Below are 12,520 nucleotides of genomic sequence, written 5' to 3' on the forward strand. Positions count from 1 at the left end.
TTCAAAACGCGCTCTGCTGCTACTTAGTTGGGTGGGGTTAGCCGATCAGGCGGGCGTCGCCGGTGTTGATTGCGGAGGCTGGGAAGCCGTTCTTCACCACGATATTCTCCAGCGTGCCATCCTTGCGCAGGCCGTCCACGTAATCGTTCAGGGCCTTGAGAAGTCCGGCGTTGTCCTTGGTGACCGGGAGACACGTCTGCGGCGGTTCGAGCGAAGCCTTGATGGCATTGTCCGGCTCCAGCACTTCCACCCTGAGTCCGTTGCTGTTGTTGTGTGCCTCGCCGAAGCCATCGATACCAACGTCAAGACGACCGGACTTCAGATCCTGGAACAGGTCCACCGGAGCCTTGTACAGCTGGAGTTCTCCGCCGAGGTAGCTCTTGGCGTCATCCACCCAGACGTTTCCGTTGACGGTGCCAACCTTCTTGCCCTTGAGATCGGTGACCTTGTTCAGGCCGTCCTTGGAGATCAGCACCATCTGGTCGGTGTAGATCGGATCGGTCAAGGACAGGATTTCGGCGCGTGCCTTGGAGCGCCACCAGCCGCCCGTGGCCACATCTGCGCGGCCGCCTTGGACTGTGGGGATCACCGCTGCTGCGGCTGCGGAGACCGTGGTGATGGTGAGGCATTCCTTGGCAGCGAAGCCCATGAGGATGTCGCCGTCGACTCCCCCGAGTTCGTTGCCCTTGAACGTGACATACGGAGGCGCTTCATACACCGCCACCGTCAGGGCGCCCTTCTTCATGGTGCTGAATTCAGACGCAGGTTTGCAGTCGGCCGGGGTACTGGAGCCGGCGGCTTGAGTGCCACCGCCACAACCGCTGAGGGCCGCAGCAAGCGTCACGGCAGCCACTGCCGACGCAATCATTCGTAGTTTCATGGTGGTTCCTTTGCCTGGATGGCGTGTCAACGGTGACGTGCCAATCGATGCTCGACGAAGTTGCTGAGGGAACTCGCAGGGATGGTGATCAATGCGTACATCAGGCCCGCGAGGGTGAGGATGCTCAGGTAGCGGAAAGTGATGGAGCCGATGGAGTAGGCCTGGCTCATCAGTTCCGGCATGGCAATGGTGTAGGCCAGGGAGGTAGCCTGGAACACCATGATCGCGAATCCCATGAGCGGCGGGATGGCGATTCTGATCCCTTGGGGAATCACAACAAAGCGAAGGATGTCGCGGCGGGCCATGCCCAGGGCATGCCCCGCTTCCACCTCACCGCCAGGCACTGCCTGCAGACCGCCACGGATGATCTCGCTGGTGTAAGCCGCGGTGGTGAAGGCGAGCGCCAGCGATGCCGCGACGAAGGACGTCAGCGTCATGCCAGCCGTCGGAAGTCCAAAGTAGAACAGCTGCAGGACGACCAGGGCCGGGGTGCCGCGGCCGATCTCGATCACGCCAATGGACACAACCCGTACGGCGCGGTTCCCGGAACCTGCGCCCAAAGCCAGGACGAGGCCCGCCGGAAGCCCGATCAGCAAGGTGACGAAAGTCAGCTGGAGACTCACTCCCAGTCCGCCCAGCAGATCCGGGAAGTACTCCACCCAGTCGTTGAAGAATGTCATCGCGCAACCCTCTTTCGGAGCCTGGCATCCAGCAACCGCGTTGCCCACGCACAGGGAATCGTCATGGCAACGTAGAGTCCCGCCGCCCAGAGGAACGGCACTATGGCGTCGCCAGTCACTGTGGATTCGTGGCCGGCCCAATAGATGGTGTCCTGTACGCCGATCACGGAAGCCACGGAGGAATCCTTCAGGAGTCCTATGGCGAAGGTGGCGGCCGCGGGTATGGACACCCGAAGCACTTGCGGACCGATGATCGTAGCCAGCGTCGCCGCCCGGGACAGTCCCAGGGCATCGCTCGCTTCCCACTGGCCCTCATGGATAGCGGTCAAACCGCCCCGGTAGATCTCCGCCATGTAGGCAGAAGACACCAGCCCGAATCCGATCACTGCCGCTGCAAAGGAACTCAGCTCGATCACCCCGGTCCCAATACCGAAGTAGATGATGAACAGCCACGCGAGCGGTGGAATGCCCCGGAGTAATTCGATGAAGCTTCTGGCAACGAACCGCACAGTTGCAAACCGCGAGCGCCGCGCCAAAACCAAGGGCACTCCCCCAAGGGCACCGAAAAGCAGGGAGGACAGTGTCAGCAGCAGCGTCATGGTGACGCCTTGGGCCACTACGCCAAGATGTTCCATGTCAGCGCTCCAATACGGCCCGCAGGAACTTCCGCGTGCGGTCCATGCTGGGGGAGGTAAAGACGTCGGCCGGGTCACCTTGCTCCAAAATGGCGCCGTCGGCCATCACCACCACGCGATCCGAGACGTCCCTGGCGAACTGCATCTCGTGGGTCACCACCACCATGGTCATGCCCTCTGCGGCCAGTTCCCGCATGACGGCAAGGACTTCCAGGCCTACCTCGGGGTCAAGGGCCGACGTTGGCTCATCGAACAGCATGACCTGCGGATCGAGTGCCAGCGCCCGGGCAATCGCGATGCGTTGCTGCTGGCCCCCGGAACAACGGCCCGGGTATTGCTGCGCCTTGTCCGTCAGGCCCACCCGCTCGAGCAACGTCAAGGAACGGGCGTCGGCTTCGGCCCGGGTCCTGCCCAGCACACGTTCCTGGGGCAGGGAAATGTTCCGGAGGACTGTCATGTGCGGGAAGAGGTTGAAGGACTGGAACACCATGCCCACGTTGCGGCGCAAACGGACCAGGTCCTTATGGCTGATGTCGGTTCCGGCGTCTACGTGGTTGCCTTCGACCGTGATGCGACCGCTGTCCGGGACTTCCAACAGGTTGATGCACCTGAGCAAGGTGCTCTTGCCGGCGCCGCTCGGCCCAATGATGGCGACTACTTCGCCCTCGCGGACGGACAACGAGACATCGTTGATCACCGTGTGCTCCCCGAACCGTTTCACCACGGATTCCAGCAATATGGCCGTCCGATGCTGTTCGGTGTCTTCTTGCATGGTTGATTCGTTCCTGACTTGGGTCATTGCTCTGGCGCGAACTGTGGGGAGGGTGGCAGGGTGCCGGCGGCAGCACCGGCGTCGAACCCTTTGCCCAGCGCGTTCAGCGCGAAGGAGGCGACGTCGAGAATCGGCACGTTGGTGTACTTGCGGATCTCCTGGCGGAATTCAGGCAGGAGCGTGCATTCGAGGACCAGGACGCCGATGTTTTCCAAGCGCCCGCCCGGGCCGAACTCCCGCTTGGCCACGGCGGCCACGCCTTCCTTCAGCAACGCCTGGTCCCAGCCGTTGCCGAGGGCGTGGTCGTTGGTGAGCATGGTGGCCCAACCGGCCTCGCTTTCCATTCCGGCAATGACAATGCGGGAGGACAACACGTGGTCGCCAAGGAGCTTGGTGGCAAGGGGCTCCGAGACCGTAAGGATGCCGATGTCCTTGCTGGTCAGTACCGAGGCAATCGGCAACAGGTCGAGGCCGCTGGTGATGACGTTGGCGGTTTGGCGCATGTCCTTGCGTGCGTAGAAAAAGAAGCCGCAGTCGGTGATGACCAGGGGGCAGTGGGCGAGCTTTTCGCTCGCCGCCCAGAAGGCTTCGATGGCTTCAGGTTCACCGTTGACCAGGGGCTCGACGCGGGCGCCGCGGGCCACGGCGTAGGCAACGGGAAGTCCCTGCCAACTGGCCGGGTTTTCGAAGAAGCCCACGGGGTTGCCGCTGATGCCGGGCGCATCCGGGGTAAGGCACTCCACATAGTCCACGGGATACGAGTCGAGGTCGCAGAGGATGACGCCGAGCTGGGGCTTGATGCTAGTCATTGCGCTCGCCCGGAACGTCGAGCAGCGCCGGAGTGCCGCCGTCGAACGCTTCCACGCGGGTGGCCGCGCTGCCAACGATCGCAACCGCGTTGACCTCCACCCTGATGCCCGGCAGGTTCAGTTCCTCGCCGATCAGGATGCCGGTGGCCGTGGGGCCGGGGGCCGGGAAGTAGCTGAAGCGGATGTCGTAGGTACGCTGCCATTCCTCGTAGCTGAGTTCACCGGCGTAGAAGGTGTTGAACTGGACGACGTCGCCCATGGTTCCGCCGAGTTCCTCGATGACCCGCTTCAGCGACTCCATGACGGATTTGCACTGGGCCACGATGTCGCCGGGGTTGCGGACGTTGCCCTGTTCGTCGAGATCCTCCTGGCCACCGACGTAGATCATGTCCCCCACGCGGATGCCGTGGCTGTGGTTGATCTTGAAGTGGCCAGGCACCTGCCAGTGGCCGGGAAGTTCTGCGAAACGGCGTTCGAGGATGGTCATGTCTTTCGTTCTCCTTTGTGGTGATCGTCACTGATCACTTCAAGCATGGAACGAAAAACAGGCCTTCAACCGGGCAACAGAACGAGGTTTGCTGGGGCTGCCGCAAGACTTTCTTGGGCTGCTGTTTAAGGTTCGACGGCGGAGCCCGGCTCAGGCGGCCGCGGCACCAAGGAGGGTGTGGATTTCGTCCAGGACGGCCTTGACGATGGGGCGCCGGGCGTCGCTGCTGCGGGTGACCGTCAGGACGCGGCGCCGGATCCCCGGTTTGTCGAAGGCATGGATCCCGACGGGCGCCACCGTGTCATCCACGGACAACGGGGGCAGCAGCGAGATGCCCCTTCCGCGGGAAATGGCTTCAACCAGCAGGAGCAGATCGTCCACCACCCAACTGCCCCTGGGCTCGAACCCCTCGGTCCGGCAGGCAAAGCGCACGGCCTGCCCGCAGGCCCCGGCTTCAGGAGTGAGAACCCAGTCGGCGTCTTTGAGGTCGGTCAGCTTCAGCCGCGGCGGCACCTTGTAGTCAGGGGCCGTCACCAGCACCAGGGGTTCGTTCATGACCTCGCGGGTCACCAGGTAGTCAGGGAATGCCACGGGCACGTTGTCGTAGAGGTCTACGATCGCAACGTCCAAGGCTCCGTTCAGCAATTGCTCGATGCTGTCCACCGGTTCCACCACGTTGACGGTAAGTTCGACGTCGGGCGCAGTCACCTCAAGCTTTTCCGCGACCGGCAGGAGGACATTCCGGGCAAGGGAGGGAATGGAGCCGATCCGCACCCTGCCTGCGAGATCGCCACTGAGCTGGTCCATCTCGGCGCGAGTTTCTTCGAGGAGCCGGATCACCGCCCGCGCCCGTTCCACCAGGATCTCGCCGGCTCCGGTCAGGCCGGCACCGCGGGATGAGCGGTCCAGGAGCTGCACTCCGGCTTCCCGCTCCAGGATGCTGATTTGCTGCGAAACCGCCGATGACGTGATGCCGAGGACCCGGGCTGCGCCAGCCAGCGATCCTTGCCGCGCTACCTCGTTGAGGAGGCGAAGACGGGAGACATCCGGGAGCGGCTTTTCGGTCATGGAACATTCTTGCATGGTTAGCTGTTCTTAAGTCAGATCCGGATGTATCTTAAGTTAAACAACGAGCTTGCTACCGGGCAATGATGCCCGGCAGCAAGCCACCCAAGAACTTCCCCCGAAAGGACGCCACGTGAACACCGTGGGAACCCACCCGTCCAGCCCTGCCCTCACTGGCATCCTCGGAGCCACTGACTCCCTCGCGCGGACCATCGCGAGCACCATCGAGGACCTCGCACCTGATCTTCGCGAACTCAGCCATGGCATCCACGGCATCGCCGAAGTTGGCTTTGAGGAGCGACTGTCAGCCGCCTTCGTAGCCGACTTCCTCCGCTACCGGGGCTTCAAGGTTCAGGCGGGACGGTACGGCCTGCGAACCTCCCTGCGCGCAGAGGTGGGCTCGGGTTCACCCAGGATTGCAGTCCTGGCCGAATACGATGCCTTGCCCGGCGTAGGCCACGGCTGCGGACACAACGTCATCTGCGCAGCGGCCGTCGGAGCTTTTATTGGGCTCGCTTCGCAGATTGAACACCTCGGCGGCTCGGTTGTCCTGATGGGAACCCCCGCCGAAGAGAACGGCAACGGCAAAGAACTCATGGCCCGGGCCGGCGCGTTCGACGACGTCGACGCAGTCGTCATGCTGCATCCGTTCACGGGTGAATACGAGGTTGCGTCCTTCGCATCCCTGGCAGTCCGGGATGTGGATGTAACCTTCCACGGCGTCGCCGCGCATGCATCGTCGGCGCCACAGCTGGGCCGAAATGCCCTCGACGCCGTGGTCGCGGCCTACCAGGGAATAGCGGCGCTCCGCCAGCACATCTCCGCCACGGATCGGCTCCACTGCCTCATTGTCGAGGGCGGGTCAGCGGTGAACGTCGTCCCCCACCTGGCGAGCGCCGTCGTCGAAATCCGTTCCCTTGACCCGGACGGACTGGTTGAGCTGTCGGAGAAGGTGCAGAACATCCTGGAGGGGGCGGCGCTCATGACGGGAACCCGGCTGGAGACTACGTGGGATCCGTTCCCCGCGTACTTGCCGGTCCGCAGCAACCAGGCCCTGGCGGCCAGATACCACCGGCATATCTCCGAGCGCGGGCGCAGCATCACCTTGGAAACGGAACTGGTGGGTGGCGGCTGGTCGACCGACCTGGGGAACCTCAGCCTGCGGATTCCGTCCATCCATCCGACGATCAGCATCTCCCGCGAAGCCACGCCCATGCACACGGTGGAGTTCGGCCAGCACGCCATCAGCCCGTCAGGCGACCAAGCCGTAGTGGACGGCGCCATCGGCTTGGCCTTGACCATGGCCGACTATCTGGCAGATGAGCGGCTCCGCGAGCAGGCGCAGTTGGATTTCGAGGCCGCAGGTGGAGCGGTGAACGTGGCGCAACTCCTCACACCACCTTCTGGAAAGTAGCAATGCCGTGTTAAATCCAGTCCATTTGCGCACGCTGTCAGTGGTCCTCCGGACGGGCTCCTTCGCAGACGCTGCCCGCGAGATTGGATACACAGGATCAGCGGTATCCCAACAGGTTGCCGCTCTCGAACGGGCCGTGCAGGCGCCGCTGGTGGAACGCGACGCGCAGAGCATCCGCCCCACGGAGGCGGCGAAGTTCCTGGCTGCCCGGGCAAGCGACATCATCAACGCACTCGTCACGCTGGAGGACGAGATCAAGGGGTTCAGCAAAGGCAACTACGGCCTGATGCGACTGGGGAGCTTCAGTACCGCCAGCCAACGGCTGCTGCCCTCGGGACTGGCGTCCTACCTCCGCCGGCACCCCAACTCCACCGTGGAACTTGAAGAGGACTGCCCTGCCGAGCTGGCAGGCATGGTCCGGGATGCGGCCCTGGATGTCGCGGTGGTGTTCCACTACGACCTAGTCCCGCAGCAATGGCCCTCCAATGTTGCGGCCGTTCCGTTGCTGGCCGAGGAACTCATGCTCCTGCTGCCGGAGAACCACAGGCTTGCCGGGGCCGACTCCATCACTCTCCAGGATCTGGCAAAGGAGGGATGGGTGTCCACCAAGGAGGACTCCTCCGGTGACGCATGCCTCAGGCACCTGTGCGCGAGTGGAGGGTTCGCGCCGCGCATCAGTGTGCGGAGCAACAACTACGACGCCATCCGCGGCATGGTGCGGTCCGGGGTGGGCATTGCGCTCGTGCCAGCGCTCGACCATGTTGCTACGGACAAGATCGTGGCCAGGACCATCAGCGGCTGCGTCGCCCGGCGGCATATCTCCGCCCTTCACCAGAAGTCGGAGACCGGCGTTTCCATCACCAGCATCCTGCAATGCCTCGGCCGCTCGGCGGACCGCCTTGCCGCCTCAGCGCCCGGCATCTCCCGTCAGACGAAGCAGCCCGATGCTGTGGTGCCGCTCGGCTACCTGACGAGCCTCCGCGCGTCGTAATCTCACCCAACTGGGTCGCATTTGTGCGCGTTTTGAACGCTCAAAACGCGCACAAATGCGACCTACTTGGGTGCGCCGGCGGTGCTTTGGCGGACCACCAGTTCGGGAGTGAACACGACGGCGCGGTGCTTGGTCCCGCCGCTCTCCTGCTCCTCGGCGAGAAGCTCGACGGCGGTCCGCCCCAGCGCCTCGGTGGGCTGGCGGATGGAGGACAACGGGACGACTGCGGAGATGGCGAAATCGATGTCGTCGTAGCCAATCAGCGCCACGTCCTCCGGAATGCGAACAGTCCGCAGCATGGTGAGTGACTGCATGACGCCGAGCGCCAGGAGGTCGTTGGAACAGAAGACGGCTTCGGGGCGCTCTCCCGGTTCCCGCTCCACCAGCTTGTTGCCTACCTGCCGCCCCGCCAGGACGGTCTGGCCTGCAGAGTCGAGGACCTCAATGGATGCACCTTCCACCTCGGAAACAGCACGTTGCGCACCTTTAAGGCGGTGCGCCACCTGGCGGATGGAGGGGCTGCCCACAAAAGCCAAACGACGGCGGCCGATGTCCAGCAGGTGCCGGGCAGCCAGATAGCCACCTTCTTCGTCATCAACGGAGACCGAGCTGCAGCGGCCTTCATCAGCGAGCTGGTCCACCAACACTGTGGGCACCCCGCGCTCGCGCAGGGTATCGATCCTTTCAGAAACATCGCCCACGGGTGAGATGAGCAGGCCCTGGACACGCTGCTCCTGGAACAGGTCCATGTAATGCGCTTCGCGGGCAGCATCCTGGCCACTGTCCCCCACGAGGACTACACTCCCCATCGCCGTTGCGGCGTCCTCGGCCGCCCGGGCGACAGACGAAAAGAAGGGGTTTCCGACGTCGAGGACCACCAAACCGATGGTGCGGCTCTGGCCTGCGCGGAGTTGCCGGGCAGCGTCGTTGCGGACGAACCCCAGTTCAGCGATGGACTTGAGGACGCGCTCCTTGGTCCGCTGCGACACCCTGTCCGGGTAATTCAGCACATTGGACACGGTACCCACGGCAACCTTGGCATGGGTGGCGACGTCTTTGATGCTCGCTGTTTGGGACATGCTTTCCGATCTCCCCGGGCTCGAATTCTCAAGTACAGGCAATGCCTTGACACCCCCCTTTGTGCGGGGTAGTTTGAATCGTAACAAATGAAACGATTCAAAGACGAGTAACCCCGGAGAACCGCAGATGAGGGTATGTTTCCGCTCCTCCGTCCAGCCAGAGTTGATGGACGAGTACAAGCGCCGCCACGCCGCCGTATGGCCGGAAATGCTCCGTGCGCTCAAAGATGCGGGCTGGAACAACTACTCGCTCTTTCTGGCGTCAGACGGACAGTTGATCGGCTACTTGGAATGTGAGGACTACCAGGCGGCACAAGCCCGAATGGCCCTCACGGAGGTCAACGCACGATGGCAGGCCGAAATGGCCACCCTCTTTGCCAACAGCGACGCCCCTCCGGACGAGGGCTTCGAAATCATCGAGGAAGTTTTCAACCTGGAAGACCAACTGGCTTCGGCTTCCGAAGCCGGCAACGCCCCTACCCATCAGAAGGAACAAGCATGAACACCACAGAATCGGCCCTGGGCCGCTTGGGAGAATTGGCCATTGAAGTGCCGTCCTGGGCTTATGGGAATTCGGGGACCCGGTTCAAGGTCTTCGGCACTCCGGGTACGCCTCGCACCGTCCAGGAGAAGATCGCCGACGCCGCGAAGGTTCACGAGCTCACGGGGCTCGCACCTACTGTGGCGCTGCATATCCCGTGGGACAAGGTGGAGGACTACTCGGAGCTCCGGGAGTATGCGGAAGGGCTCGGCGTTGGTTTGGGCACGATCAACTCGAACACGTTCCAGGATGATGAGTACAAGTTCGGTTCGCTGACTTCGTCCAACGAATCGGTCCGCCGCCGGGCGATTGAGCATCACTTGGACTGCATCGGGATTATGCACGCCACAGGTTCCCGGGATTTGAAGATCTGGCTGGCCGACGGCACAAATTACCCGGGCCAGGACGACATGCGCGGCCGCCAGGATCGCTTGGCCGAGTCGCTCCAGGAAATCTACGCGGCCTTGGGCGATGAGCAGCGGCTGGTGTTGGAGTACAAGTTCTTCGAGCCGGCTTTCTATCACACCGATGTTCCGGACTGGGGAACGTCTTATGCGCAGACCCTTGCCTTGGGCGAGAAGGCCTTCGTGTGCCTGGACACCGGCCACCACGCCCCGGGGACCAACATCGAGTTCATCGTGATGCAGCTCCTGCGGCTGGGCAAGCTGGGGTCGTTCGACTTCAACTCCCGCTTCTACGCCGATGACGACCTGATCGTGGGCGCGGCTGACCCGTTCCAGTTGTTCCGCATCATGCACGAGGTCATCCGCGGTGGCGGCTTCGGTAAAGACTCCGGTGTCGCGTTGATGCTGGACCAGTGCCACAACCTGGAAGAGAAGATCCCGGGCCAGATCCGCTCGGTGCTCAACGTCCAGGAAATGACCGCGCGTGCCCTGTTGGTGGACACGGCTGCATTGAACGAGGCCCAGCGTGCCGGGGATGTCCTGGCAGCGAACGGCATTTTCAACGATGCCTTCTACACCGATGTCCGCCCGGTACTGGCCGAATGGCGCGAATCCCGCGGCCTGCCCGCCGACCCGATCGCTGCCTACAAGGCCAGCGGCTACCAGAAGAAGATCAACGAGGACCGCGCAGGCGGCCAGCAAGCCGGATGGGGCGCCTAATCCTATGAGCAACAAGACTGTTGAAGACCTGATTACCCGCTCCAACCGCCTCGGCGCGGACAAGCGGAACACCAACTTCGCCGGCGGCAACACCTCCGCGAAAGGCACCGAAAAGGACCCGGTCACCGGCCAGGACGTCGAACTCCTCTGGGTCAAGGGCTCCGGCGGTGACCTCGGCACCCTGAAGGCCGAGAACCTTGCTGTCCTCCGGCTGGACCGGCTCCAGGCGCTGAAGTCCGTTTACCCCGGCGTCGAGCGTGAAGACGAAATGGTGGCCGCGTTCGATTACTGCCTGCACGGCAAGGGCGGCGCGGCCCCGTCGATCGATACCGCCATGCACGGACTCGTGGACGCCGCGCACGTGGACCACCTGCACCCCGACTCGGGCATCGCGATCGCGACGGCGGTGGACGGCGAAGCGCTGACCTCCAAGATTTTCGGTGACAAGGTGGTGTGGGTTCCCTGGCGCCGTCCCGGGTTCCAGCTGGGCCTGGATATCGCAGCGATCAAGGAAGCCAACCCGCAGGCCATCGGCACCATCCTGGGCGGGCACGGCATCACCGCCTGGGGCGCCACGTCCGAAGAAGCAGAGGCCAACTCCCTCTGGATCATCGACACCGCCGAGAAGTACATCGCTGAGAACGGCAAAGCCGAGCCCTTCGGTCCCGCGCTGCCGGGCTACGCCGCGCTCCCCGAGACCGCGCGCCGCGCGAAAGCAGCAGCGTTGGCTCCGGTGATCCGCGGCCTGGCCTCCACGGACAAACCGCAGCTGGGGCACTTCAGCGATGACGCCGTCGTGCTTGACTTCCTCGCTGCCACCGAGCACCCGCGCCTCGGCGCGCTCGGCACCTCCTGCCCGGACCACTTCCTCCGCACCAAGGTCAAGCCCCTCATCCTGGACCTGCCCGCGGACGCCTCCATTGAAGACTCCGTGGCCCGCCTGAAGGAGCTGCACGCCGAATACCGGCAGGACTACCAGGCCTACTACGACCGCCACGCGGACGCTGATTCACCCGCGCTGCGCGGCGCGGACCCGGCGATCGTGCTGGTCCCGGGGGTGGGTATGTTCTCCTACGGCAAGGACAAGCAGACCGCACGGGTGGCCGGCGAGTTCTATATCAACGCCATCAATGTGATGCGCGGGGCCGAGGCGATCTCCACGTACGCCCCGATCGAGGAATCCGAGAAGTTCCGCATCGAATACTGGGCCCTGGAAGAGGCCAAGCTTGCCCGCATGCCCAAACCCAAGTCCCACGCGACCCGCATCGCTTTGGTGACCGGAGCGGCGTCGGGCATCGGCAAGGCGATCGCCACCCGGCTGGCGTCCGACGGCGCGTGCGTCGTCATTGCCGACCTGAACCTTGAGAACGCCCAAGCCGTCGCCGCGGAACTGGGCGGGCCCGACGTCGCCATCGGCGTCCAGGCCGACGTGACCAACGAAGCCCAAATCGCCGCCGCCATCCAAGAGGCCGTGCTCGCGTTTGGCGGCCTGGACCTGGTGGTCAACAACGCAGGCCTCTCCATCTCCAAGCCGTTGCTGGAAACCACCGAGAAGGACTGGGACCTGCAGCACAACGTCATGGCCAAGGGCTCGTTCCTGGTGTCCAAGGCCGCGGCGAAGGTCATGATCGACCAGGGCCTGGGCGGAGACATCATCTATATCTCCTCCAAGAACTCCGTGTTCGCCGGTCCCAACAACATCGCCTACTCCGCCACCAAAGCCGACCAAGCCCACCAGGTCCGCCTGCTCGCCGCGGAACTCGGCGATCACGGCATCCGCGTCAACGGCATCAACCCCGACGGCGTGGTCCGCGGCTCCGGCATCTTCGCCGGCGGCTGGGGCGCCAAACGCGCAGCCGTCTACGGCGTGGACGAACAAGAACTGGGCAAGTACTACGCCCAACGCACCCTCCTCAAACGCGAAGTCCTCCCCGAACACGTAGCCAACGCCGCGGCCGTGCTCACCAGCAACGAACTCTCCCACACCACCGGCCTCCACATCCCCGTGGACGCCGGCGTCGCGGCAGCGTTCCTCCGATAGGT

13 protein-coding genes are annotated in these 12,520 nt (G+C 63.8%); 5 read left to right on the forward strand and 8 right to left on the reverse strand.

Going from position 1 to position 12,520, the window contains the following annotated elements:
• Positions 1-37: 37 nt before the first annotated feature.
• The 7 genes from ACPFL9_RS18615 to ACPFL9_RS18645 all read right to left on the reverse strand — a co-directional run bounded on the left by ACPFL9_RS18615 (position 38) and on the right by ACPFL9_RS18645 (position 5,331).
• Complete coding sequence (locus ACPFL9_RS18615; protein WP_426004446.1) at positions 38-880, reverse strand: substrate-binding periplasmic protein; 843 nt, start codon at positions 878-880, stop codon at positions 38-40.
• Between the two features lie 26 nt (positions 881-906).
• A complete protein-coding gene (locus tag ACPFL9_RS18620) occupies positions 907-1,560 on the reverse strand; it encodes an amino acid ABC transporter permease (protein WP_426004448.1) in 654 nt (217 codons plus the stop codon).
• Positions 1,557-2,195 carry an amino acid ABC transporter permease gene (locus ACPFL9_RS18625; RefSeq protein WP_426004449.1) on the reverse strand — a complete coding sequence of 213 codons (639 nt, stop codon included), beginning with the start codon at positions 2,193-2,195 and terminating at the stop codon, positions 1,557-1,559. Before ACPFL9_RS18625 ends, ACPFL9_RS18620 begins: the two co-directional genes overlap by 4 nt.
• A gap of 1 nt (position 2,196) precedes the next feature.
• Positions 2,197-2,967, reverse strand: a complete 771-nt coding sequence (locus ACPFL9_RS18630) for an amino acid ABC transporter ATP-binding protein (RefSeq protein ID WP_426004450.1) — start codon at positions 2,965-2,967, stop codon at positions 2,197-2,199.
• 23 nt (positions 2,968-2,990) lie between these two features.
• Positions 2,991-3,776, reverse strand: coding sequence for a hypothetical protein (locus ACPFL9_RS18635; protein WP_426004451.1), 786 nt, complete (start codon positions 3,774-3,776; stop codon positions 2,991-2,993).
• On the reverse strand, positions 3,769-4,263 hold the full coding sequence (locus ACPFL9_RS18640) for a RidA family protein (protein WP_426004452.1): 495 nt from the start codon (positions 4,261-4,263) through the stop codon (positions 3,769-3,771). The genes ACPFL9_RS18635 and ACPFL9_RS18640 overlap by 8 nt, the downstream gene beginning before the upstream one ends.
• A gap of 150 nt (positions 4,264-4,413) precedes the next feature.
• Entirely contained in the window at positions 4,414-5,331 is a 918-nt protein-coding gene (locus ACPFL9_RS18645) for a LysR family transcriptional regulator (RefSeq protein ID WP_426004453.1), read from the reverse strand.
• 130 nt (positions 5,332-5,461) lie between these two features.
• On the opposite strand from ACPFL9_RS18645, the gene ACPFL9_RS18650 reads away from it, so the two are divergent.
• Together ACPFL9_RS18650 and ACPFL9_RS18655 are read left to right on the forward strand one after the other, a co-directional pair.
• Positions 5,462-6,742: an amidohydrolase gene (locus ACPFL9_RS18650; RefSeq protein ID WP_426004454.1), complete on the forward strand. Its 1,281-nt coding sequence runs from the start codon at positions 5,462-5,464 to the stop codon at positions 6,740-6,742.
• A 25-nt stretch (positions 6,743-6,767) separates the two neighbouring features.
• Entirely contained in the window at positions 6,768-7,733 is a 966-nt protein-coding gene (locus ACPFL9_RS18655) for a LysR family transcriptional regulator (protein WP_426004455.1), read from the forward strand.
• 62 nt (positions 7,734-7,795) lie between these two features.
• Here the strand turns inward: ACPFL9_RS18655 and ACPFL9_RS18660 are convergent, their stop codons facing one another.
• Positions 7,796-8,812: a LacI family DNA-binding transcriptional regulator gene (locus ACPFL9_RS18660; RefSeq protein WP_426004456.1), complete on the reverse strand. Its 1,017-nt coding sequence runs from the start codon at positions 8,810-8,812 to the stop codon at positions 7,796-7,798.
• Between the two features lie 127 nt (positions 8,813-8,939).
• Here ACPFL9_RS18660 and ACPFL9_RS18665 point away from each other — a divergent pair, with 127 nt between their 5' ends.
• From ACPFL9_RS18665 to ACPFL9_RS18675, 3 genes are read left to right on the forward strand one after another with little or no spacing between them, the layout of a single operon-like run.
• The gene (locus ACPFL9_RS18665; protein ID WP_426004457.1) at positions 8,940-9,314 is read left to right on the forward strand and encodes an L-rhamnose mutarotase; all 375 of its coding nucleotides are present in this window, start codon (positions 8,940-8,942) and stop codon (positions 9,312-9,314) included.
• Positions 9,311-10,477, forward strand: coding sequence for an L-rhamnose isomerase (rhaI, locus tag ACPFL9_RS18670; protein ID WP_426004458.1), 1,167 nt, complete (start codon positions 9,311-9,313; stop codon positions 10,475-10,477). Before ACPFL9_RS18665 ends, rhaI begins: the two co-directional genes overlap by 4 nt.
• Before the next feature lie 4 nt (positions 10,478-10,481).
• Positions 10,482-12,518 (forward strand): bifunctional aldolase/short-chain dehydrogenase, encoded by a 2,037-nt coding sequence (locus ACPFL9_RS18675; RefSeq protein ID WP_426004459.1) that lies wholly within the window; start codon positions 10,482-10,484, stop codon positions 12,516-12,518.
• The last annotated feature ends 2 nt before the right edge of the window (positions 12,519-12,520 follow it).

Source organism: Paenarthrobacter sp. NyZ202, assembly GCF_049860755.1.
Taxonomy (GTDB): domain Bacteria; phylum Actinomycetota; class Actinomycetes; order Actinomycetales; family Micrococcaceae; genus Arthrobacter.